General features: G+C 71.9%; 23 protein-coding genes and 1 tRNA gene. 18 read left to right on the top strand and 6 right to left on the bottom strand.

Going from position 1 to position 21147, the window contains the following annotated elements; genetic code table 11:
• Positions 1 to 92: 92 nt before the first annotated feature.
• Both ACZ6BB_RS27325 and ACZ6BB_RS27320 read right to left on the bottom strand, forming a co-directional pair.
• The gene (locus ACZ6BB_RS27325) at positions 93 to 704 is read right to left on the bottom strand and encodes a GNAT family N-acetyltransferase (protein WP_471617791.1); all 612 of its coding nucleotides are present in this window, start codon (positions 702 to 704) and stop codon (positions 93 to 95) included.
• A gap of 26 nt (positions 705 to 730) precedes the next feature.
• Positions 731 to 3148, bottom strand: a complete 2418-nt coding sequence (locus tag ACZ6BB_RS27320; protein ID WP_471617790.1) for a penicillin acylase family protein — start codon at positions 3146 to 3148, stop codon at positions 731 to 733.
• A 95-nt stretch (positions 3149 to 3243) separates the two neighbouring features.
• On the opposite strand from ACZ6BB_RS27320, the gene ACZ6BB_RS27315 reads away from it, so the two are divergent.
• The 6 genes from ACZ6BB_RS27315 to ACZ6BB_RS27290 all read left to right on the top strand — a co-directional run bounded on the left by ACZ6BB_RS27315 (position 3244) and on the right by ACZ6BB_RS27290 (position 6827).
• Positions 3244 to 3990 (top strand): siderophore-interacting protein, encoded by a 747-nt coding sequence (locus ACZ6BB_RS27315; RefSeq protein ID WP_471617789.1) that lies wholly within the window; start codon positions 3244 to 3246, stop codon positions 3988 to 3990.
• 68 nt (positions 3991 to 4058) lie between these two features.
• Positions 4059 to 4652 (top strand): HhH-GPD-type base excision DNA repair protein, encoded by a 594-nt coding sequence (locus ACZ6BB_RS27310; RefSeq protein ID WP_471617788.1) that lies wholly within the window; start codon positions 4059 to 4061, stop codon positions 4650 to 4652.
• A 262-nt stretch (positions 4653 to 4914) separates the two neighbouring features.
• On the top strand, positions 4915 to 5229 hold the full coding sequence (locus tag ACZ6BB_RS27305; protein ID WP_471617787.1) for a hypothetical protein: 315 nt from the start codon (positions 4915 to 4917) through the stop codon (positions 5227 to 5229).
• A gap of 74 nt (positions 5230 to 5303) precedes the next feature.
• Complete coding sequence (locus tag ACZ6BB_RS27300; protein WP_471617786.1) at positions 5304 to 5522, top strand: hypothetical protein; 219 nt, start codon at positions 5304 to 5306, stop codon at positions 5520 to 5522.
• 227 nt (positions 5523 to 5749) lie between these two features.
• The gene (locus ACZ6BB_RS27295) at positions 5750 to 6046 is read left to right on the top strand and encodes a type II toxin-antitoxin system VapB family antitoxin (RefSeq protein WP_003999914.1); all 297 of its coding nucleotides are present in this window, start codon (positions 5750 to 5752) and stop codon (positions 6044 to 6046) included.
• 136 nt (positions 6047 to 6182) lie between these two features.
• Entirely contained in the window at positions 6183 to 6827 is a 645-nt protein-coding gene (locus ACZ6BB_RS27290) for a LytR C-terminal domain-containing protein (RefSeq protein WP_471617874.1), read from the top strand.
• Positions 6828 to 6885: 58 nt separating this feature from the next.
• On the opposite strand, the gene upp is transcribed toward ACZ6BB_RS27290, so the two are convergent.
• Positions 6886 to 7521 carry a uracil phosphoribosyltransferase gene (gene upp / locus ACZ6BB_RS27285; protein WP_059083870.1) on the bottom strand — a complete coding sequence of 212 codons (636 nt, stop codon included), beginning with the start codon at positions 7519 to 7521 and terminating at the stop codon, positions 6886 to 6888.
• 658 nt (positions 7522 to 8179) lie between these two features.
• Between upp and ACZ6BB_RS27280 the strand changes: the two genes are divergently transcribed.
• The 8 genes from ACZ6BB_RS27280 to ACZ6BB_RS27245 all read left to right on the top strand — a co-directional run bounded on the left by ACZ6BB_RS27280 (position 8180) and on the right by ACZ6BB_RS27245 (position 13231).
• Complete coding sequence (locus tag ACZ6BB_RS27280) at positions 8180 to 8359, top strand: hypothetical protein (protein WP_059083869.1); 180 nt, start codon at positions 8180 to 8182, stop codon at positions 8357 to 8359.
• A gap of 353 nt (positions 8360 to 8712) precedes the next feature.
• Complete coding sequence (locus tag ACZ6BB_RS27275) at positions 8713 to 9237, top strand: tRNA adenosine deaminase-associated protein (RefSeq protein WP_471617873.1); 525 nt, start codon at positions 8713 to 8715, stop codon at positions 9235 to 9237.
• A 22-nt stretch (positions 9238 to 9259) separates the two neighbouring features.
• A complete protein-coding gene (gene tadA, locus ACZ6BB_RS27270; RefSeq protein WP_471617785.1) occupies positions 9260 to 9811 on the top strand; it encodes a tRNA adenosine(34) deaminase TadA in 552 nt (183 codons plus the stop codon).
• A gap of 55 nt (positions 9812 to 9866) precedes the next feature.
• Positions 9867 to 9951, top strand: a tRNA-Ser gene (locus tag ACZ6BB_RS27265).
• A gap of 148 nt (positions 9952 to 10099) precedes the next feature.
• Positions 10100 to 10276, top strand: a complete 177-nt coding sequence (locus tag ACZ6BB_RS27260; RefSeq protein ID WP_471617784.1) for a hypothetical protein — start codon at positions 10100 to 10102, stop codon at positions 10274 to 10276.
• 45 nt (positions 10277 to 10321) lie between these two features.
• On the top strand, positions 10322 to 10615 hold the full coding sequence (locus tag ACZ6BB_RS27255) for a Dabb family protein (RefSeq protein WP_471617783.1): 294 nt from the start codon (positions 10322 to 10324) through the stop codon (positions 10613 to 10615).
• Between the two features lie 224 nt (positions 10616 to 10839).
• Positions 10840 to 11727, top strand: a complete 888-nt coding sequence (locus ACZ6BB_RS27250; protein ID WP_471617782.1) for an RNA polymerase sigma factor SigF — start codon at positions 10840 to 10842, stop codon at positions 11725 to 11727.
• Between the two features lie 583 nt (positions 11728 to 12310).
• Positions 12311 to 13231 carry an RNA polymerase sigma factor SigF gene (locus ACZ6BB_RS27245; protein WP_013002373.1) on the top strand — a complete coding sequence of 307 codons (921 nt, stop codon included), beginning with the start codon at positions 12311 to 12313 and terminating at the stop codon, positions 13229 to 13231.
• Positions 13232 to 13530: 299 nt separating this feature from the next.
• Here ACZ6BB_RS27245 and ACZ6BB_RS27240 read toward each other — a convergent pair whose 3' ends face one another.
• Positions 13531 to 13737 (bottom strand): hypothetical protein, encoded by a 207-nt coding sequence (locus ACZ6BB_RS27240; RefSeq protein ID WP_471617781.1) that lies wholly within the window; start codon positions 13735 to 13737, stop codon positions 13531 to 13533.
• A gap of 172 nt (positions 13738 to 13909) precedes the next feature.
• Here ACZ6BB_RS27240 and ACZ6BB_RS27235 point away from each other — a divergent pair, with 172 nt between their 5' ends.
• The 4 genes from ACZ6BB_RS27235 (at position 13910) to ACZ6BB_RS27220 (ending at position 18454) form a co-directional block, all read left to right on the top strand.
• Positions 13910 to 14356: a MarR family winged helix-turn-helix transcriptional regulator gene (locus ACZ6BB_RS27235; RefSeq protein WP_471617780.1), complete on the top strand. Its 447-nt coding sequence runs from the start codon at positions 13910 to 13912 to the stop codon at positions 14354 to 14356.
• A 222-nt stretch (positions 14357 to 14578) separates the two neighbouring features.
• Positions 14579 to 16963 (top strand): MFS transporter, encoded by a 2385-nt coding sequence (locus ACZ6BB_RS27230; protein WP_471617872.1) that lies wholly within the window; start codon positions 14579 to 14581, stop codon positions 16961 to 16963.
• Between the two features lie 68 nt (positions 16964 to 17031).
• Positions 17032 to 17859, top strand: a complete 828-nt coding sequence (locus ACZ6BB_RS27225; RefSeq protein ID WP_471617779.1) for a YceI family protein — start codon at positions 17032 to 17034, stop codon at positions 17857 to 17859.
• A gap of 124 nt (positions 17860 to 17983) precedes the next feature.
• The gene (locus ACZ6BB_RS27220) at positions 17984 to 18454 is read left to right on the top strand and encodes a PPOX class F420-dependent oxidoreductase (protein ID WP_275457474.1); all 471 of its coding nucleotides are present in this window, start codon (positions 17984 to 17986) and stop codon (positions 18452 to 18454) included.
• 132 nt (positions 18455 to 18586) lie between these two features.
• Here ACZ6BB_RS27220 and ACZ6BB_RS27215 read toward each other — a convergent pair whose 3' ends face one another.
• Both ACZ6BB_RS27215 and ACZ6BB_RS27210 read right to left on the bottom strand, forming a co-directional pair.
• Positions 18587 to 19348 carry a TetR/AcrR family transcriptional regulator gene (locus ACZ6BB_RS27215; protein WP_471617778.1) on the bottom strand — a complete coding sequence of 254 codons (762 nt, stop codon included), beginning with the start codon at positions 19346 to 19348 and terminating at the stop codon, positions 18587 to 18589.
• Between the two features lie 151 nt (positions 19349 to 19499).
• Positions 19500 to 21002 carry an MFS transporter gene (locus tag ACZ6BB_RS27210; protein ID WP_471617777.1) on the bottom strand — a complete coding sequence of 501 codons (1503 nt, stop codon included), beginning with the start codon at positions 21000 to 21002 and terminating at the stop codon, positions 19500 to 19502.
• Positions 21003 to 21147: the final 145 nt, after the last annotated feature.

Here is a 21147-nt window from a genome sequence, read left to right as displayed (position 1 = left end):
CTCGGGGCCAGCCGTCCTCGGGGCCACCTGCCCAACGGGCCAACCACCCCTGGGCCTACCACCCCCGGGCCAACTCCCCTGGGCCCCCGGGCCTACCCCCCGAGCACGCTCTCCCTCCGCAGGAACGCCAGCCGCGCCCGCTTCTCGGGCAGATACACCTCCGGCAGGTCGACCTCGGGCAGGACGACGACCGGCCCGCCCTCGAACCCCTGCCGGGCGAACCGCGCGATCGCCCGCTCGTTCCGCTCGTCCGGATCGACGACGACCCGTGGCCGGTCCAGCACGACCAGCACGTACGACGCGAAGACCGCCAGCACCGAGGACGACCACCCCGGCCGCCCTCCGCCGTCCCCGGCCGGCGCCAGCAGCACATGGACGCCGATGTCCCCGGGCTCGACCTCGTAGCACTCACCGACCCGGTCGGCCTCCGGCTCGTACGTCTGCAGCAGCCCTACCGGCTCGCCGTCGTGCACCGCGAGGTAGGCGTGGTGGGTGTCGAACGCCTCCATCCCCTCGTACACCTCCCGGACCTGCTCCTCGGTGAGCCCGTTCATGCCCCAGAACTCGGCCCTCGGCTCACTCACCCAGCCATGCACCACCCCGGCATCGGCCTTCGCGTCCAGCGGCAGGAGCCGCACGGTCCCGAACCCGTCGACCATCTGTTCGTGCACGGCCACCCGGTCGCCGTACGTTTCGACGCTCATCGTGCTTCTCCTCGCTGTCCCGTTCATCACTGTTCTCGTCCGTCCGGTGCCGAGTCGTCCCCGTCCTCCCGGGTGAGGCGGTCCCAGTCGGTGACGACCGGGACGAGCTCTCCCCTGAGCCACAGGGGGAACTGGTCACGGTGGTGGGCCGAACCGCTCACGCCGGACGCCCCGAAGGGCACCACCCAGAGGCTGTCCTCACGCCGGGCCAGGTCCCAGACGTAGCGGGCGGCGGGGCCGCGCGCGCTGAGGTCGGTGATGCCGGGGACGGCACTGGTGCACAGGACACAGTCGTGATCCCCGGCGAGCCCCGGCCCGTCGGGAGCATCCGGGCCGCCGTCCGGGCCGCCGTCCGGGCCGCCGTCCGGGCCGTCGTCCGGGAGCGCGCGCCACGGCACGAGCCGGTGGCTGTCGCCCCAGCGCCCGGTCCTCGCGCCCGCGACCTCCTCCAGCGCCTGCCGCACCAGCGCGTCCCGGTCGATCCCGTACAACTCCTCGGACCTGAGCAGATGTTCGAGCGCGAACCCGATCCTGACGGTGAGCGACAGCCACGGCCGGAAGACCTCGGGGTACGCCGGCGGCACCGCCAGCGCCGCGAACGCGGGCTCCGCCGCGAGCCGCCGTACGACCGCTCCGCGCAGCGCCGCGTACGCACCCGCGTCGACACTGTCGGCCTCCATCCGCCGGTCCCAGCGCAGGAGCCGGTCACGGAGCGCGGCCGCGGCCGGGGTGAGCCCCACGGCCGGCACGGGCCCGTTCTCGCTGGTCAGCGTGCCGTGGGCGGCCCCGTCGAGAGTGGCCAGACGGTCCAACAGGGGCCCGGCGGAGGACAGATGGGTATCCATGTGGAGCGCGGGCATCTCCGCGGCGGACCACACCCGCTTCTCGTCCAGCATCGCGCGGATGCGGTCGGCTCGGTGCGGCGGCGCGAACTCCACGCCCAACGGGGTCGCCGGCCCTCGCTGGTTGGCCATCACCGCCACACCGTCCTCGACCGTCCCGTACGGCATCTCGTGCCACCCCTGCCACTCGTGCCCCGGCTCCCAGGCCGCGACCAGGCGGGTCCGGTTGTCCCGGCTCCGCAGCGGCACCCGCCCCGCCACCCGGTGCAGCACCCCGCCCCGTGTGTCCGCCGCCTGCACGACGTTCACCGGCTCGGCCCACGCGTCGAACGCCCGGTCCACATCGGCGACCTCCCGCGCCCGGAGGAGGGGAAGCAGCGCGCTCAGCCCGAGGTCCCCGGTGACACGCGGGGGACAGCGGAGGCTGAGGGGGCCGACCGCGTCGGGGGCACGCGGGTCGTCCGCCGGACGGGGACGACCGGGGGCACGGACATCATCGGGGGCACCGGGATCCGGGCCGCCCACGACGACCGGCCCCCGGGCGGTCTCGATCACCTCCACCTCCACGGGCTCCCCGCCCGCGACCTCGACGACCTCCACATGCCGGTGGACGGGCCGCCACACCCCGTCGGGATCGAGGGCCTCCACACCGCCCTCATCACCATCCCCGCCCCCACGTCCGTCCCTACCCCCGTCCGCGCGCCGGAGCCGCTCCCGGTACAGGTCCTGGTAGTCGGCCATGGCATTGGTGATGGCCCAGGCCACGTCGCCGGTGTGGCCGAAGTGGGCGATGCCGGGCAGGCCGGGAACGGCGAGGCCGACGACGTCGAACTCGGGGCAGGAGAGGCGGATCTGCTGGTAGACGCCGGGTTCCTCGATGAACCGGTGCGGATCCCCGGCGATGACGGCCTGTCCGGTGGCCGTGCGGGAGCCGTCGACGAGCCACCCGTTGCTGCCGGAGGTGGCGGGCCCGTCGGTGGCGAAGATCCCGACCGCGTCGGCACCGAGATGCCGTACGGCCTCCTCCCGCCAGAGCTTGGCGGGGAACCCGGCGAACAGGATGTGCGTGGCGAGCCACACACCGAGCGGGTGCCAGACCTCCCAGCGCCCGGGCGCGAGCCCGGTGCGCTCGAACTCGGGCGCGCGCCGCCCGCCCTCGGCCAGCCCGGCGTTCACGCCCTTGACGTACGCCCGGACCCAGTCGGCGGTCTCCGGATCCGTTCTCTCCAGCCGGGCGAAGCATCTTCGGGCCGTGTCGGCGAGCCGGGCCCGTCTCGCGAACAGGTCCCAGCCGAGGGAGCCGGCGCCGAGGAAGGCGGCCGAGGTGCCCTGGACGCGGTGGCGTTCGACCTCCAGCTGCCAGGCGCGGTCGAGGGCGGTGACCCGGCCCTGGGCGTGGGCGAGAGCGCGGACATCGGCGGCGCGGAGATGCGGGATGCCCCAGGCGTCGCGATACGTCCCGTAGGGCTCGTCTGCCCCGTGCGCCCCGCTGGCCCCACTCACCGCCCGTGCCCCCTGTGTCCCTTGTACCCCCTGGGATCCGTGCGATCCCTGGCTCAAAACGTTCCCTCGGGCATGCTCCGGCCCGCCGACGTCCCGCATTCTCCTCACCCTCCCCATCCCCACCGCGGTAATGATTTAGGTTAGCCTCACCTAATCAGTCAGTGATCAAAGCGTACTCGAAGGGTGCAGAAGCCATGGGGCAGGGGCACGGTTGGGAGGGAGCGGTCCTCAAGCTGCTCCGCGGCAAGGACTTCGTCCTCACGGTCACCGGTGCGGAACAGGTCACCGAGCACTACCGCCGGGTCCACCTCACCGACGGCGGCATGCTCGCGGTGACCGGTGTCCACCCCACGATGTGGGTACGCCTGTGGTTCGACGCCGCCGGCAAACCGCACCAGCGGGCGTACACCCTGGTCGACCCCGACCCGGCCACCGGCACCTTCAGCCTGGAGTTCGCCCTCCACGACGGCCGTGCCAGCGACTGGGCCCGCACCGCCGAACCCGGCGACACCATCGAGGCCACGGTCCAGGGCACCGCCTTCACCGACCCCGACCCCACCCCGTCCCGCATCCTCGCCATCGGCGACCCGGCCTCCCTCCCGGCCGTCAACTCCCTCCTCGACGCGCTCCCGTCGGCCCCGGCGACGATCTGGTTCGAGATGGCGAAGGAGTTCGGGGCCCCCGCCCCCGACGCGGGCGGGCTCCCCGTCCGCCTCGATCCCGTCCGCCACGACTTCCGCCCGGTCCCCCGCGAGGACGCCGGCGCCGGTCTCCTCACCCGGGTGAGAGCCGACGCCCCCGCCCTCCTGACGGACACCCCCACGCCCTACGTCTGGATCGCCTGCGACACCACGACGACCCGCGCCCTGACGGCGTACTTCCGCAAGGACCTGGGCGTACCGAAGCAGCGGATCCACGCGCTGGGCTACTGGCGCCCGTAGGGGAGCCGGGATCCCCGCCCGCCCGGGGCCGGGCTGCGGCGGGCCGTCCGGCGGGCGATCATCGGGGCATGAACGTGACCCTTCACCTCGCCCAGGACCCCGAGGCGGACGAGCTTCTCGGCCGCAGTCCGCTCGCCGCGCTGGTCGGCATGCTGCTGGACCAGCAGGTGCCGATGGAGTGGGCGTTCAAGGGCCCGTGGACCATCGCCCGGCGACTCGACGCGGACGACCTGGACGCCCACGAGATCGCGGCGGCCGACCCGGAGTCGTTCGTCGCGCTGCTGTCGGCCAAACCGGCGGTACACCGTTACCCCGGCTCCATGGCGAAGCGGATCCAGCAGCTGTGCCAGTACCTCGTCGACCACTACGACGGCGACGCGAGCGCGGTCTGGCGGGACGCGGCGACCGGTGAGGAACTCCTCTCCCGCCTCGAATCCCTCCCCGGCTTCGGTCGCCAGAAGGCCCAGATCTTCCTGGCCCTCCTCGGCAAACAACTCGGCGTCCACCCCACCGGCTGGCGCGAAGCCGCCGGCTCCTACGGCGAACCCGACTCCTTCCGCTCCGTGGCCGACATCAAGGGCCCCGACTCCCTGGCCAAGGTCCGCGCCCACAAACAGGAGATGAAGGCGGCGGCCAAGGCGGCGAAGGCCACCGGCAAGTAACCGGCACCGGGCCACTCCCGGCAGCGCACGGTCCAACCACACGCACCCGGCCTCCCGGCCGTACGCCCGGCCACCCTGCCGTACGCCCGCTCACGCACCACCCGTACGCCCCCGCATGCCCGTACATCCGCCCCCCCCGCACCCACATACCCGTACGCCGAGCGAGCGGATCCCCCGCCCCACCCGGTGCGCCCACCGCTCCCTCGGGAATCCCTCCCCCGTGCACCCCACCCTCACGGAAGCCTTCCGTGCCCGAGCGAGGATGAGAGCCCGGCGCGGAGCCTGGCTGCGGGTGCTCGCCCTGACCGTCGCCCTTCTCATCCCCACCACCCCGGCGACCACCGTCCCCTCCCTCGCGCCCGCCCTGGCGAGCGAACTCCCGGCCGCCGAGTACGACCCACTCGAAAGCGCCCCCCGCCTCACCCCACGCCCCGCGCCCCCGCTCCGCCCGGCCCCGGCCGCCTCCCCCCACCCCTCCCTCCCGGCCCCGCACGGCACCCGCCCCGCCCTCACCTCTCCGCCGCCCCACCCTCCGTACGCCCTGCACACCCTGCGCTCCGTGGTCCTGCGCTGCTGAGAGAGCCCAGCTCACTTACCCACCACCTCAGCACCGCAGAACCAGCCACAGCACAGGACAGGACGGACACCCCCATGCCCGCTGACCCCTACACGGTCCTCCGCGCGCTCCTCCAGGCCGAGGCCCTGCGCAGCACCCCCGAGCCGACCACCCGGACTCCCGAACAGACTCCCGAACGGACTCCCGAACGGCCGGGCGAACGCACGGGCGAGCGGACGGGTGGGCGATCCCCCGCGGACCGCCCGATCCCCGTCACGGACAAGCACCCCTCACACCACCGACCCGCCGACTGACCCCGTCCCACCCCCACCACGAACGCCCTGGAGCCGGCGGGCTCCGGGGCGTTCGCCGTCACCCGCCCCGGACCCACGCCCTCCGCGAAAGAACCCCGCCGGACATCGACGACCACCACCGGCCCCTCGCGGAATCACCGTTTCGCCCCACTTCGCTCACCCTTTTCCGCGCTCACACTCCGCCGCCATGGCTGCGCCCGGAACGTCTCGACCGGTAGGCTTTCCGTGTGATCTTCAAGCGCATCGGAAACGGCCGGCCGTACCCCGACCACGGCCGGGAAAGCACCCGGCAGTGGGCGGACGTCGCGCCGCGCCCGGTCCGCCTCGATCAGCTCGTGACGACCAAGGGGCAGCTGGACCTGGAGACCCTCCTCGCCGAGGACTCCACGTTCTACGGCGACCTCTTCGCGCACGTGGTGAAGTGGCAGGGCGATCTGTACCTGGAGGACGGCCTCCACCGCGCCGTCCGCGCGGCCCTCCAGCAACGCCAGGTGCTGCACGCCCGCGTCCTCGAACTGGACTAGCCCGCACCACCTCCTGCCCGTACCGGTGCCGGTTGGCCCTTTCGGGTTGGACTGCAGCGCGGTGAATGATCATCTAGTAGGCATCGCCGTCCAACGGCACTACGCTGCGCCCATGAGCATGCTGACGCCTCCCGGCATGGGCGGCCAGTACCGGATCACGGGGGACAAGTACCCCAAGCTGCGTCGGCCCAGGAGGCGTCGCAGGCTGGTCCTCGCGGTCGTCGCGTCCGTGACCGCGCTGGGCCTCGTCGGCTGGGGAACCCTGCAGCTCATCGACGTCTTCACCGGCGACGGGGACCAGGCCGCCGCGGCCGGCCCCAAGGCGGACTGCGCGTCCCGGGTGAGCCCGTCCCCGAAGAAGAGCGGGCCGGCCGGGAAGTCGGCGGCGCCCACGAAGGGCTATCCCGCACCCGGCAAGATCACCGTCAACGTCCTCAACGCCACCCCTCGCGCCGGTCTCGCCAAGGAGACCGCCGCCGCGCTGAAGAAGCGCGGCTTCCGCATCGGGAACGTGGGCAACGCGACCGAGGAGTACGACAAGAAGGTCAAGGGCACCGCGATACTGCTCGGCGCGAAGGCCGCCGAGAGCGCGGCACTCCCCGTACTCAACACCCAGCTCGCCGGCGCGCAGCTGAAGACCGACGGCCGGAAGAAGGCCACCGAGGTGGACCTCGTCATCGGCACCGGCTTCAAGGCCCTCAGCAAGCAGAAGGACGCCGACAAGGCCCTGGCCGACCTGACCAGACCCGAGCCGACGCCCTCCACCGCGAAACCCTGCTGAACCGCGGACCCGAGACCTCGTGGACCACGTGGCCAACGTGGCCCACGGACCCGGGGATCTACTCCGCGGCGCCGTAGAGCCGGTCGCCCGCGTCTCCCAGGCCCGGCACGATGTAACCGTGCTCGTTCAGGCGCTCGTCGACGGCGGCGGTCACGACCGTCACCGGTGAGCCCGCCAGCTCCCGCTCCATGACCTCGACACCCTCGGGGGCGGCGAGGAGCACCACGGCGGTCACGTCGTCGGCGCCGCGGGCGATCAGCTCGCGGATCGCGGCGACCAGGGTGCCGCCGGTGGCGAGCATGGGGTCGAGGACGTACACCTGACGCCCGGAGAGGTCCTCCGGCATGCGGGTGGCGTACGTGGAGGCCTCAAGCGTCTCCTCGTTGCGGATCATGCCCAGGAAACCCACCTCGGCGGTCGGCAGCAGCCGGACCATGCCGTCGAGCATGCCGAGGCCCGCCCGGAGGATCGGCACGACGAGCGGGCGCGGGTGGGAGAGCTTGACGCCCGTGGTCGCGGCGACCGGCGTCGTGATGTCGACCAGCTCGGTGCGCACGTCCCGCGTGGCCTCGTAGGCGAGCAGGGTGACCAGTTCGTCGGCGAGGCGCCGGAAGGTCGGGGAGTCGGTGCGCCGGTCGCGCAGCGTGGTGAGCTTGTGGGCGACCAGAGGGTGGTCGACGACGTGGAGACGCATGTCCACAACAGTAACCGGGGCAACACCCCCGAGCGCCCCCTCACCGTCCACCACCCACCGCCCCCTCCGATGGCATCAAACCCGCCATCGGAGGGAAAGTGGGATGAACGGAGCGGCGACGGAACGACCGACGCCTGACGGTGGTGAGCCCATGCCAGACCCGAACAACGTTTCCCCACGCCCACGGGACACCCGCGGGAGGCCCGACCGGGCCGAGCCACGCAGCGCACCCGCCCGGCGGACACGGCTGCCGGGGCGGACGCCCCGCGGTGCGACCGGTACGGCAGACCGTGCGACGCGGACAGCCGAGGAAGCTACGCGGACGGCCGACGGTACGACGCGCACGGCCGACGGTACGACGCGCACGGCCGATGGAGCGGAACGACGGAACCGTCGAGCGCCGCGGGCCTCTGCCGGGACAGCCGGTCGCGGGACGCGGCGGGGAGCGACGGCTCAAGCGCCCGCCACAACGGCGCGAAGGGCCGGTGCGCCGGCGCGAGCGGACGACCGGGCGGCACGCACCGACGGCGGACCGGCACGGACGGCCGGGCGGACGGCACCCCCGGCGGACAGGACGGCGCGCCGAACCGGAGGCGCGGCTCGGGAAGCCGTGGAAGGGGTGCGGGTGGCGGTGCGAGGGGCCGAAGAGGTGGCAGGCATGGCTGATGGGGCGGCGCAGGGAAGCGGGCGGGAGAACGAGGCCGCGCGCCGGCGGCGGCGGGCGCAGTTCCTGCGGGAGCTGACGGAAGCACGGGAGCTGCGCGACCGGGTCCAGCCGCGCCGTGCCAAGGCCGCCCGGCTCCGCCACGCCATGCGTATGCGCACCTTCCGCTGGTGACCTGACACCGGCCTCCCCGCGCCTCTCTCCTCCGCTCCCCTCCACCTCCTCCCCTCTCCGTGAGGGCCATGTGCCGGGTTCGTGGGGTATGTGGGGGCGTTCACGGGGTGGCCGTGCATATGCTGCCGGGAACTCCGCGTACGATCCGCTGGTGGCGGCAACAGGTGCGCAGGTGAACGGCGGACCCACCGGCGATCAAAAGAGCCGGACACAGGGAGCCGAAGACGTCCCCTGAGCGCTCTGTTTCTGCCACGATTCCGAGTGGGTGGGGCTCGGACCGCAAGCCTCCCCATCCACAACGTCCGCCGGGGGGACCCCCGACCGGCACACCTATGACCAGTGGGAGAGTCACGGTGTACTTCGCCGCACTGCTCGCGCGCACCGAAGACGGGTGGGAAGCGAGCGACACAGAGCTCGACGATGTGGAAACCCTGTCGGATCTGGCCGACCTGGCCCGTGAAGCCTCGCCCGGCGACGACACGGTGCTGGTGCTCATCGAGCAGGAGGACGCCTGGTTCGGCGTCGTCCGTATCGATGGCGAGGAGGACCCTCGTATCTACGTGTCGGACGCCGCCGCCGCTGCCCGCAGCAGCTACGGCGAGATCCTGCTCACCGACGAACTGCTCGGAAGGGAGCCCGGCGACGACACCCCCGACCTGGAGTCCCTCGACCTCGACGGCACCGAGGACGGCGAGTCCGACGACGACGATGACGACACGTCCGCCGAGGCCGTGCCGCACAGCCCCGTCGGCGACACCGAGATCCTCGACGACCTGGGGGTGGGTGAGAAGGAGCTGCGCGCTCTCGACGCCGACGACGCCCTCGGTTCGATCGCCGAGGCCCTCGGAGCGTCGGAGGTCCTGGAGACGGTCCGCTGAGTCCATCGGCTGAGGTCCCCCGGTGACCGACGCGACCGATGCGGCGGCACCGGGCGGACCCGATCCCGTGCGTGACCCCTGGCGGGCCGCGATGCGGCTCGCCCTGGCCGAGGCCGGGCGGGCCGCCGAGGGCGGTGACGTCCCGGTCGGCGCGGTCGTCCTGTCCCCGGACGGCACGACCGTGCTGGCCACCGGGCACAACGAACGCGAGGCGACCGGCGACCCGACCGCCCACGCCGAGGTGCTGGCCCTCCGCCGGGCGGCCGCCGCGCTGCGGGATGCGGCGGCACGCGGCACCTCCGCCGGAGAAGGCGGGCGGCGGGCCGGCGAGTGGCGGCTGACCGGCTGCACGCTGGTCGTGACCCTCGAACCCTGCACGATGTGCGCGGGCGCACTCGTGCAGTCCCGGATCGACCGGGTCGTCTACGGCGCCCGCGACGAGAAGGCCGGCGCCACCGGTTCCCTCTGGGACGTCGTCCGCGACCGGCGCCTCAACCACCGTCCCGAGGTCGTCGAAGGCGTCCTCGCCGACGACTGCGCCAGGCTCCTCACCGAGTTCTTCCGCACCCGCTGAGAACCCGGCGATACCGATTTCAAAGCACGCCCCACCTTGCTGTAAGGTCTCCCTCGGTAGCGTGTCCGAGCGGCCGAAGGAGCTCGCCTCGAAAGCGAGTGTGGCGCAAGTCACCGAGGGTTCAAATCCCTCCGCTACCGCTGGAGAAGGGCCCCGTCGTCAGACGGGGCCCTTCCTGCGTTTCACGGACTCTGCGTCTCTCCTGCGAACGCATGATCGGGTTACACTCGCCGCCGACAAAGAGGGACCGACAGGGCCCAAGGGGCGCAAGAGGCGGGGGAGGCCGCGGTGGCGGTGCAGGGGAAGAAGATCGCGCTGTATGTGCTCGTGGTCTTCGTGCTCTACGTGATCATCACGGACCCGGCCCAGGCCGCCGACTACGTCCAGATAGGGTTCGAGGGCGTCTCCAACGCCGCCCAGTCCATCGGCGACTTCTTCACCTGGCTCGCCGACGGGGCCCAGTAGACCCCGCCCCGCGCCCCTGCCCCGTACGACCTCCCCGGAGCACCCATGATCCGCCACCTGGTCCTCTTCAAGCTCAACGAGGGCGTCGAGCGCGACGACCCGCGGGTCGTGCGGGGCGAGAGCGCCTTCCGCGCACTGGACGGCACCATCGCGGAGATCCGCTCCTGGGAACTGGGCTGGAACCTCAGCGACCGCCCCATCGCCTACGACTTCGCGATCAACTCCGCGTTCGACGACCTGGACGACCTGCGCGCCTACGCCGAGCACCCTGACCATCAGGCGGGCGTGGCGCTGTGGCGCGAGTTCGCCACCTGGGTCGTCGCCGACTACGAGTTCTGAGCCGCCGCAGCCCCAGCCGCCGCAGCCGCATCAACCTCATCCATAACAAGTCGTAGCAGTCGCACGTACGCACCGCTCCGCACGCCCCGCACTCGATCGGTGCGGGGTTTTTTACACCCAATTGCCCCTCTCGCTCTCAACTCTTGTTCAACACGGCGATATGCGGTGCTTGATCACAGTGCACATGTCTTGTGATGCTATGACCGCTTTTGACGGTTGAGTTGATGGATGAAGAGGTGGCGTTGACCGTGTCGGCCAGTACTGCGCCTCCCCAGGAAGAAGTCCCGGCTCCCGAGCCCACCTCGGCCCAGGTCACCGCCCAGGCCACCGCACCCGCCCCGGAGAAGCGCCGCGGCGCCGACACCCGGGCCCTCACCCAGGTGCTGTTCGGCGAGCTGAAGCATCTGGCTCCGGGCACCCCGGAGCACAACCGCGTGCGGGGGGCGCTCATCGAGGCGAACCTCCCGCTCGTGCGCTACGCGGCCGCCCGCTTCCGCTCCCGCAACGAGCCCATGGAGGACGTGGTCCAGGTCGGGACCATCGGGCTGATCAACGCCATCGACCGGTTCGACCCGGACCGCGGCGTGCAGTTCCCGACCTTCGCGATGCCGACCGTCATCGGGGAGATCAAGCGGTACTTCCGCGACAACGTCCGCACGGTCCACGTCCCGCGCCGGCTGCACGAGTTGTGGGTCCAGGTGAACAGCGCGACCGAGGACCTCACCACCGCGTTCGGGCGCACCCCCTCCACCGCCGAGATCGCCGAACGGCTGCGCATCACCGAGGAGGAGGTCCTGTCCTGCATCGAGGCGGGCCGCTCCTACCACGCGACCTCGCTGGAGGCCGCTCAGGAGGGCGACGGAATGCCGGGGCTGCTCGACCGCCTCGGCTACGAGGACCCGGAGCTGGACGGCGTCGAACACCGCGACCTCGTACGGCACCTCCTCGTCCAGCTGCCCGAGCGCGAGCAGCGGATCCTGCTGCTGCGCTACTACAGCAACCTGACGCAGTCGCAGATCAGCGCCGAGCTGGGAGTCTCCCAGATGCACGTGTCACGGCTGCTGGCCCGGAGCTTCGCGCGGCTGCGCTCGGCCAACCGGATCGAGGTGTAGGCGCTCCGCTCGGGACGCAGGGTGCCGGGCCGTCAGCCGGGTACGTGCGGGTCGGCCGCGGGATCGACCACAGGGGCGGCCACGGGATCGGCCGCAGGGTCGGCCACAGGGTCGGCCACGGGGGCTTCGTCGTGACCGGTCGCGCAGTTCCCCGCGCCGCCGTCAGGGCGCCGCCCGGGGAGCGGACCGGGTGACCGTCGGTAACCAGAAGTCCTCCGCGGATTCCCGGATGGGCCGTGGGGCACGCGGGGCGCACGAGGGCAGGCGGGGCGCACAGAATCGGCCAGCGGTGCGCGTGCGCAGGCCATGGGCGTGACCGAATGCGCTGTCGAAGGGTCACCGGAGAGAGCGAATCGCTCATTGCGTCTTCTTCTAGCCGAACTGCCATGAAATCCCATCAGACCGCCTGTTTCCAGGGCCTATTCACCCTCTCCATGTCGACATGTCACTACATCGCGTTGCCGACGTGTGACATTCTCTCCCCAGCGCGTTTGCCGTGGCCTCGCCGCCGGTATTCAGGTGGAGGCTGCGTTCCTTACGACGGAGCGTCCGCCGCGACCGTCCGCGACCCAAAGGGGGTGGCATGTCCGCAGACCAGGGCAGCTCGAAGGTGCTCACGCTCGACAAGAGCGAAACCGCGCCCGACGCTATCCAGGCCCCTCAGGACCTTCAGGCGCTTGAGGACCTTCCCGGTCCCCAGGCTCCGCCGGTGACTGACCTTCCGGCCGTGTCGGCCTCGGCGAACATCGACACCCGCACCCTGTCCCGCTCCCTGTTCCTGCGGCTGGCCGCACTGGACGAGAACAGCCCCGAGCGTGCCTATGTCCGGGACACCCTCATCGAGCTCAACCTCCCGCTCGTGCGTTACGCCGCCGCCCGTTTCCGGTCGCGCAACGAGCCGATGGAGGACATCGTCCAGGTCGGCACGATCGGCCTGATCAAGGCGATCGACCGCTTCGACTGCGAACGGGGCGTGGAGTTCCCGACGTTCGCGATGCCGACGGTCGTGGGCGAGATCAAGCGGTTCTTCCGCGACACCTCGTGGTCGGTGCGGGTTCCGCGCCGCCTGCAGGAGCTGCGCCTGGCCCTCACCAAGGCCAGCGACGAGCTGTCCCAGAAGCTCGACCGCTCCCCGACGGTCACCGAACTCGCCGCCGTACTGGGCGTGTCGGAGGAGGACGTCGTCGACGGCCTCGCGGTCGGCAACGCCTACACGGCGTCGTCACTGGACTCGCCGGCCCCCGAGGACGACGGTGGCGAGGGTTCCCTCGCGGACCGTCTCGGCTACGAGGACACGGCGCTGGAGGGCGTGGAGTACCGCGAGTCCCTCAAGCCGCTGCTGGCCAAGCTGCCGCCGCGTGAGCGCCGGATCATCATGCTCCGGTTCTTCGCGAACATGACGCAGTCCCAGATCGGCGAGGAGGTCGGCATCTCCCAGATGCACGTCTCCCGCCTCCTCACCCGGACCCTGGCCCAGCTCCGCGAGGGCCTGATCTCCGACTGAGGTGGCGTCAGCCACACGTTGACACGTGACCCGCCGGGGGGCCGATTCCCAGAAGGCACCCCGGCGGTAGTCGTGTGCGTGGGTATGGGGTGGCTCAGGCAGATGGCCGGGCGCAGGCCCGAGAAGCACGGGGCGCAGCCCCGGCATTTCAGGGGCGCGAGGAACTGCGCGAGCAACCACGACGCACCGGCACCGGCACTCCGCACCCGCACCCGCACCCGCACCCGCACCCGCACCCGCACCCGCACGATCACAGACGCCGGCAGACGGGTGGGCGTGCGGCACACCCCGGCGGCGAGCTACGCCAGCGCCAGCCACACCACCGCGGCGACCACGGCCACCGCCGCGAGAACACCGACGATCACACCGATCCGCGGCCCGGAGCCCCCGGCCGCGGCCGAGGCGGCCTGACGGCCCCCCGAAGGCGTCTCGTCGACGAAGGCGCGGAACATCTGCGTGCTCCCCGCGGGGTCGTAGTTGCCCTGGGGGTTCTGGTTGTCGGCCATGGCCCGAGACCTTAGCGAATCGCCGAGGACGCGCCCAAGCGGGGTTGCCCGCCCACGACCGCGCAACGTTCTCCTTTGCCAAGACTTGGGCCGCACGGAACCCGATTTCATTTGCCTGCAGCAACCATCCAGTCTTATGGTTGCCCTAAGCAACAAACACGGGAGGGACTCCATGGCCGGGCAGGCGCACTACGAGGAGCTGGTCCGCCAGCTCAGTGCCATCGGGGCCGTGAAGCGGGAGCTCACCAGGATGCTGCCGCACGAGTGCCCCGGCGGATCGGCGGGCGTCCTGACCCTGCTCGGCCGGCACGGCGAGATGCGGATGAGCAGGCTCGCCGAGCTGCTCTCGGTGGACATGTCGGTGACCAGCCGTCATGTCGCCCACGTCGCCGAGCGGGGCTGGATCGAACGCCTCCCCGACCCGGTGGACAAGCGCTCACGCATCCTGCGCCTGACCCCCGAGGGCCGGGCCGTGGTCGCGGAGCTGGACCGGCGCAGCACCCGGCTGATGGCCGACCGGCTCAGCGACTGGTCCGACGACGAGATCGCCCAGCTCGCCCGGCTGCTGGCCCGGCTGCGCGAGAGCTTCGACGCCACCGCGACCCGTACCCCCGCCTAGCGGCCGACGCGACGACGCGCGGGCCCCACCCGGCGGCCCCCACCGCGGCCCCACGATCCGTACGCCGTACAGCGGCGTTCACCCCGACCCGTACACCCGCAAAGACCCGTAGGAAAAGGAAGCCCCATGGCAACGACCACACCAGCCGGTGTGCGGGCTCACGCCAAGCACGGAGGAGGCACCGCCAAGGGTGCTCCCCACAGCGGTGGCGACCACGCCCCGATGACGCACCGGCAGATCATGGAAGCGCTGACCGGACTGCTGCTCGGCATGTTCGTGGCGATCCTGTCGTCGACGATCGTGTCGAACGCACTGCCGGACATCATCAAGGACCTGGGCGGCGGACAGAGCGCCTACACCTGGGTCGTGACCGCGTCGCTCCTCGCGATGACCGCGTCCACCCCGCTGTGGGGCAAGCTCGCCGACCTGTTCTCCAAGAAGCTGCTGATCCAGCTCGCGCTCGTGATCTTCGTGCTCGGCTCGGCCGCCGCCGGTCTGTCCCAGAACGCCGGGATGCTCATCACCTTCCGCGCGGTCCAGGGCATCGGCATGGGCGGGCTCTCCTCGCTGGCCCAGATCATCCTCGCGGCGATGATCTCCCCGCGCGAACGCGGCCGGTACAACGGCTACCTCGGCGCCACCTTCGCGACCGCCATGGTCGGCGGCCCGCTGGTCGGCGGTGTCATCACCGACACCGGCTGGCTCGGCTGGCGCTGGTGCTTCTACGTCGGCGTGCCGTTCGCCGTCATCGCCCTGGTCGTGCTCCAGCGGACCCTGCACCTGCCCGTCGTCCGGCGCAAGGTGAAGGTCGACTGGGCCGGCGCCTTCCTCATCACCGCCGCGGTCTGCCTGCTGCTGATCTGGGTCACCTTCGCCGGTGACAAGTACGACTGGGTGTCGTGGCAGACGTACGCGATGGTCGGCGGCACGGTCGCGCTGCTCGCGCTGTTCCTGCTGGTCGAGTCGAAGGCGAGCGAGCCGATCATGCCGTTGCGGCTGTTCCGCAACCGGACGATCGCGCTGGCGTCGCTGGCCTCGCTCTTCGTCGGTGTCGCGATGTTCGCGGGCACGATCTTCTTCAGCCAGTACTTCCAGCTGGCCCGCGACAAGTCGCCGACCATGTCCGGCGTCATGACGATCCCGATGATCGCCGGTCTGTTCGTCTCCTCGACCGTCTCCGGTCAGGTCATCACCCGCACGGGCCGCTGGAAGGCCTGGCTGCTCGCCGGCGGTGTGCTGGTGACCTCGGGCCTCGCCCTGCTGGGCACGCTCCGGTACGACACGGAGTACTGGCACGTGGCGATCTTCATGGCACTGCTCGGGCTCGGCGTCGGCATGATGATGCAGAACCTGGTGCTGTGCACCCAGAACCAGGTGGCCCCCGGCGACCTCGGTGCCGCCAGTTCGGTCGTCACCTTCTTCCGCTCCCTCGGCGGCGCGATCGGCGTCTCGGCGCTGGGCGCGGTCCTGAGCCACCGGATCTCGCACTACGCCCAGGAGGGCCTCGCCAAGCTGGGCGTGTCCGGGTCCGCCACGGGCCACGGCGAGATCCCCGACCTGGACGCCCTGCCCACGCCGATCCGCTCGGTCATCGAGAGCGCCTACGGCCACGGCATCGGAGACGTCTTCCTCTACGCGGCCCCCTTCGCCGTCCTCGCGCTCATCTTCTCCCTCTTCATCAAGGAGGTCCCGCTGCGGACCACCGGGGCGCTCGCCCAGGCGGCCCAGGCGACCGAGACACTCCCGGCCGCGACACCGGCCACGGTGTCCGACGACTCCGCCGAGTCCGCCACGACCGCCGAGCCCCGGGCAGCGGTCACGGCCCCGGCCCAGGTGCCGGGCGGTGGCGGAACTCCCGTACGGGGTCACGTCCGCGGGGCCGAGGGCGCGCCCGTGCCGCGGGCCGCCGTCACCCTGATCTCGCTCGGCGGACGGCAGCTCGGCCGTTCGGTCGCGGGGGCCGACGGAACCTACGCGGTGGACGCGCCCACCCCCGGGTCGTACGTCCTGATCGCGGCCGCCGACGGCTTCCAGCCGCAGGCGTCCACGGTGGTCGTGGGCGGCGAGCCGGTCGCGTACGACATCCTGCTCAGCGGCACGAGCGGGCTGAGCGGTGTGGTGCGGGCCGCCGGGGCCGGGTCGGCCGTCAAGGACGCCATGGTCGTGGTGACCGATGTGCGCGGCGATGTGCTGGCCAGTGGAGTCACCGGTGAGCAGGGCGAGTTCGGCTTCGGCGAGCTGGTGCCGGGCGGGGTGACCGTCGCGGTGAACGCCGCCGGGTTCCGGCCGCGCGCCCTGCCCGTCGAGGTCGGCGGTACCGGGGTCACCCGGATCGAGATCGACCTGGAGGCCGGGGCGCGGCTCCAGGGGGTCGTCCGGGCACCGGAGGGAGCGCTGGCCGACGCCCGGGTGACCCTCGTCGACGCGGCGGGCAACGTGGTCGGCACGGCCACCACCGGCACGGACGGGGCGTACGCCTTCACCGATCTGGACAGCGGCGAGTACACGGTCATCGCTACCGGCTACCCGCCCGTGGCCACGGCGCTGACGATCGCCGGACCCGGCGTCGACGGCCACGACATCGAACTCGCCCACCCCGGCGAGTAGTCGAACCACCGGCCGGTGGAGACACCCCCGCTCCACCGGCCGGCCGCATGCTGAGGAGTTGGACGGACATGGGACTGACCGCGAGGATCCGCACCCGGGACGGATGGGCCGTGTCGCACGCGGTCGTCACGGTGACCGACATGACCGGCACGCAGATGCTGCGGGCCGGGGCGGACGCCGAAGGGCGCGTGCACGACCCGACGGCTCTCGCGCCCGGCGGGTACACGGTGATCGTCACTGCGGTCGGCTACAGCCCCTTCGCCGCCGGCGCCCTGGTGACCGCGAGCGGCCGCGCGGAGGTCGGCACGGTCACCCTCTCCCGGCTCGGCGGCGCGGAACTGCCGCCGCCCGGCCCCTGGAGCGTCGACCCCGCCCATTCCTCCGTCGCCGCCCTGGCCCAGCATCTCGGCATCTCCAGCGTCCACGGCCGCTTCACCGACTTCTCGGCCTCGATCGAGATCGCCCCGGCACCGGACGAGGGCACCAAGTCCCGGGTGGAGGCGGTGATCCGGGCCGCCTCGATCGACACCGGGAACGCGACGCGGGACCAGCACCTGCGGTCGCCGGACTTCCTGGACGCCGAACGGCACCCCGAGATCACCTACGTCTCGACGGGCCTGACCCCGGCCCGCCCGGACCGCTGGACGGTCCACGGCGAGCTGGGCATGCACGGAGTCGTACGGCCGGTGGATCTGGACCTGGCGTACCTGGGCACCGGCGCGGACCCGTGGGGCGGCACCCGCGCGGCCTTCCGCGCCACCACCGAACTCCGCCGCGCGGACTTCGCCATGAACTACAACCAGGTGGTGCAGGCGGGCATCGCGGCGATCGGCACGACGCTCAAGGTCGAACTGGACATCCAGGCGGTCCAGGGCGAGACCCTTCCGCAGGGCTGAGGGGCGCAGGCGCTGGGTCAGGGGCGCGGGCACTGGGCCAGGCGCGTGGGCGCGCACGGCGGGGCGTGTGGGTACGCACGGCAGGGACAGGCTCGTGCGGCGGGTGCGGCCTACGCTGGGCGCCATGGCAAGGAACATCGCGACCAACACCTCGGTCTCCCGCGAAGAGCTGCTCGATTTCGTCCGCCCCCGGCACCGGGCGCTCCTGCTCACCCGCCGGGCCGACGGCAGCCCCCAGGCATCCCCCCTGACCTGTGGCGTCGACGACTCGGGCCGGATCGTGGTCTCCACGTATCCCGAGCGGGCCAAGACACGCAACGCCAAGCGGGACGAGCGCGTGAGCGTCGTCGTGCTGAGCGACGACTGGGACGGCCCCTGGGTCCAGATCGACGGCACTGCGGAGGTCCTCGACTCGCCGGACTCGGTCGAGCCCCTGGTGGAGTACTTCCGCAACATCTCGGGAGAGCACCCGGACTGGGACGAGTACCGGGAGGCGATGGTCAAGCAGGGCAAGTCGATCATCCGGGTCACCCCGGTGAAGTGGGGGCCCGTGGCCACCGGAGGCTTCCCGGCGCGGCTGGCGCAGGAGGGCTGAGGGGCCGAGGGGCGAGGGGCTTGCCGAGGGCTGAGGGGCTTGCCGAGGGCTGAGGAGCTTGGGTCGGAGCGACCGCCGTCCGACGGGCCGCGGTCGGACGGGCCGCGGTCAGACGGGCCGCGGGCGCGTGCTTCAGCCTCTCGTCGCCATCACCTCGATGCCGGCGACGAGGGTCTCCAGGGCGTAGACGAAGTCCCGTTCGCGCATCTCCTCGACGGTGTCGCCGCCGCGGGCCTCCATGAGGTCCGCGGAGTGCCGGATGACCTCGTGCGGGGCGAGGGAGTCGGACACCGCGCTCATGGCCTGGCGGAAGTACTCCTCCTGGGTCACCCCCGCGGCGGCGCAGCGCTGCACGAAGTGGCCCTCGATGGTGCCGAAGCCGTAGACGAACTGGAAGACCGCGGCGATCGCACCGGCCTGGCCACGCGGGGGCAGCCCGGTACGGCCGATCACGCGCTGCACGGCGAGCGAGAAGTCGAGCGAGCGCGGGCCGATGTTGAGGAAGGTGCCGGCGAGGGGTGACACCCAGGGGTGGCGGACCAGGACCGCCCGGTACTCCCCGGCCAGCGTGCGCAGTTGGCTCCGCCAGTCCTCGTCGGAGTCCTCCGGCGGCAGCCGCATCTCGTCGAACGCCTGATCGAGTGCCAGTTCCAGCAGGTCGTCCTTGGTGTCCACGTACCAGTAGACCGACATCGCCGTCACGTTCAGCTCGGCGGCCAGCCGGCGCATCGAGAACCCGCCCAGCCCCTCGGCATCGAGCAGCCGTACGGACGCCGCGGTGATCCGCTCACGGTCCAGCCCCGACGGCTGCCCGCCCCGACGGGCCCTCGCCGTCCCCTCCAGCCAGACACTGGCCCGCACGGCACCTTCGGGCCGACCGGCTCCCTTCACCATGACGCACCTTCCAAGACGTTCCTCCACTGGTGACGATGCTAGGCGGGCAGCGCGCCCGAAGGGGCGCGGAGCTGTTCCGATCTGCGGCTCCGCCGGGTGGGCGCGAACAACCACGTCGGACCCGCTGACCGCCCGACGGCAGAATCCCTGGCTATGAGGCGCGCACCAGCCTCACCGCCTCCTTCTCCGCCCGGCGCAGCAACCCCGCCGCCACCAACCCCCCGAGCAGCACGGCCACCGCCCCCACCAGCAGACTCGTCTCCAGCCCGGAGGAGAACGCGGACAGCACCCGGGCCCGTTCCGCAGCCGTGTCCGCCGCCCCGAGCGCCGCCGGCAGCGACACCGCAGCCACCGGGATCAGCGCCGCGAACCGGGAGTTGAGCACCGCCCCCAGCACCGCCACCCCCAGCCCCGTACCGAACTCCGCCAGCGTGCCGTTGATCCCGGCCCCGACCCCCGCCTTGGCCGGCGGGATCGCGCTCATGATCGCGTGCGCCATCGCGGGGTTGGCGACGGCGCAGCCCACCCCGATCAGCACCAGCCCGAGCAGTGTCCCGGCGTAGCCGCCGGAGGCCATCGTCGCGATGGAGACCAGTCCGCCGGACATCAGCACCATGCCGAGCAGGATCGACACCGGCATCCCGAGTCGGGCGGTCCACTTCGCGGACAGTCCGGAGAAGTTGAGGGCGACGACGACCAGGGCGAGGGGTGCGGTCCGCAGCCCCGCCTCCAACGCGTCGTAGCCGAGCACGAACTGCAGATGCTGGGTGAGGAGGAAGAGCGCGCCGCCCATGCCGAACGTGATCAGGACCGCGCCGGCGACGGCACCCGTGAAGCGCCTGTCGCGGAAGAAGTGCGGGTCGAGCATGGGGAACGGGATGCGGCTCTCCCAGTACGCGAAGGCCGCGAGGACGAGGACGGCGACGGCGGCCGTGGCGAGCACGAGGCCCGACGTCCAGCCGTGCTCGGGGCCCGAGATGATCGCGTAGACGAGGGCGGTCATCCCGATCGTCGACAGCACCGCGCCCAGGACGTCCGGCCGGTCCCCCAGCGGGTTCTTCGACTCCGGGACCAGGGCGATCACGGCCACCACGCCCAGCGCGGCGACCGGCAGGTTGATCAGGAAGATGGCGCCCCACCAGAAGTGGGCGAGCACGAAGCCGCCGAGGAGGGGGCCGGCGGCGAAGCCGAGCGCGTTGACCGCGGCCCAGACGCCGATCGCCCGGGGCTGCTCCTCCGGGGCGAAGATCTGCATCGCGACGGCGAGGGTCGTGGTGAGCAGCAGCGCGCCGCCGACGCCCATCCCGGCCCGCGCGGCGATCAGCTGCCCGGCGGACTGGGCGAGTCCGGCCACCAGCGAACCGATACCGAACAGCACCAGCCCTGTGATCAGCATCTTCTTGCGGCCGTAGCGGTCGGCGGCGCTGCCCGCGGTGAGCAACAGTCCCGACTGCACCAGCGAGTACGCGTTGATCATCCACTGGATGTCCGAGGTGGCCGCGTCCAGTTCCTCGGTGAGGGAGGGGATCGCCACGTTCAGCACGGTGTTGTCCAGCAGCACGGTGAGCTGAGCGAGACAGATGACACCGAGGATCAGCCAGCGCTGGGGGTGGCCTCGGGTGCCGGAGGCGGTGGCGGTGGTGGCGGTCGACATGCCGTACACCGTAGATCAGCTCTTATACAGCGTACAACGCGTGCAGCTCGTACCTTCCCGTGCAGCTCGTACCACCGCGTGCAGCTCGTACCCCCGCGCGCAGTTCGTACCACCGCGTTCGGCTGCGTACGGAAGGGCGGTGGCC

It is taken from the genome of Streptomyces sp. NPDC041108 (genome assembly GCF_055592645.1).
The sequence above is the reverse complement of the archived record's forward strand: the minus strand, read 5'-3'. Positions and strand labels throughout refer to the sequence as shown.

Coding starts and splice junctions, on each gene's coding strand:
- ACZ6BB_RS27320 (WP_471617790.1), bottom strand. CDS start 3,148: ATGCGGGACGTCGGCGGGCCGGAGCATGCCCGAGGGAACGTTTTGAGC.
- ACZ6BB_RS27215 (WP_471617778.1), bottom strand. CDS start 19,348: ATGGTGAAGGGAGCCGGTCGGCCCGAAGGTGCCGTGCGGGCCAGTGTC.
- ACZ6BB_RS27230 (WP_471617872.1), top strand. CDS start 14,579: ATGACGCACCGGCAGATCATGGAAGCGCTGACCGGACTGCTGCTCGGC.
- upp (WP_059083870.1), bottom strand. CDS start 7,521: ATGCGTCTCCACGTCGTCGACCACCCTCTGGTCGCCCACAAGCTCACC.
- ACZ6BB_RS27250 (WP_471617782.1), top strand. CDS start 10,840: ATGGATGAAGAGGTGGCGTTGACCGTGTCGGCCAGTACTGCGCCTCCC.
- ACZ6BB_RS27315 (WP_471617789.1), top strand. CDS start 3,244: ATGGGGCAGGGGCACGGTTGGGAGGGAGCGGTCCTCAAGCTGCTCCGC.
- ACZ6BB_RS27280 (WP_059083869.1), top strand. CDS start 8,180: ATGGCTGATGGGGCGGCGCAGGGAAGCGGGCGGGAGAACGAGGCCGCG.
- ACZ6BB_RS27310 (WP_471617788.1), top strand. CDS start 4,059: ATGAACGTGACCCTTCACCTCGCCCAGGACCCCGAGGCGGACGAGCTT.
- ACZ6BB_RS27240 (WP_471617781.1), bottom strand. CDS start 13,737: ATGGCCGACAACCAGAACCCCCAGGGCAACTACGACCCCGCGGGGAGC.
- ACZ6BB_RS27225 (WP_471617779.1), top strand. CDS start 17,032: ATGGGACTGACCGCGAGGATCCGCACCCGGGACGGATGGGCCGTGTCG.
- ACZ6BB_RS27235 (WP_471617780.1), top strand. CDS start 13,910: ATGGCCGGGCAGGCGCACTACGAGGAGCTGGTCCGCCAGCTCAGTGCC.
- ACZ6BB_RS27300 (WP_471617786.1), top strand. CDS start 5,304: ATGCCCGCTGACCCCTACACGGTCCTCCGCGCGCTCCTCCAGGCCGAG.
- ACZ6BB_RS27210 (WP_471617777.1), bottom strand. CDS start 21,002: ATGTCGACCGCCACCACCGCCACCGCCTCCGGCACCCGAGGCCACCCC.
- ACZ6BB_RS27245 (WP_013002373.1), top strand. CDS start 12,311: ATGTCCGCAGACCAGGGCAGCTCGAAGGTGCTCACGCTCGACAAGAGC.
- ACZ6BB_RS27305 (WP_471617787.1), top strand. CDS start 4,915: ATGAGAGCCCGGCGCGGAGCCTGGCTGCGGGTGCTCGCCCTGACCGTC.
- ACZ6BB_RS27255 (WP_471617783.1), top strand. CDS start 10,322: ATGATCCGCCACCTGGTCCTCTTCAAGCTCAACGAGGGCGTCGAGCGC.
- ACZ6BB_RS27325 (WP_471617791.1), bottom strand. CDS start 704: ATGAGCGTCGAAACGTACGGCGACCGGGTGGCCGTGCACGAACAGATG.
- ACZ6BB_RS27220 (WP_275457474.1), top strand. CDS start 17,984: ATGGCAAGGAACATCGCGACCAACACCTCGGTCTCCCGCGAAGAGCTG.
- ACZ6BB_RS27290 (WP_471617874.1), top strand. CDS start 6,183: ATGGGCGGCCAGTACCGGATCACGGGGGACAAGTACCCCAAGCTGCGT.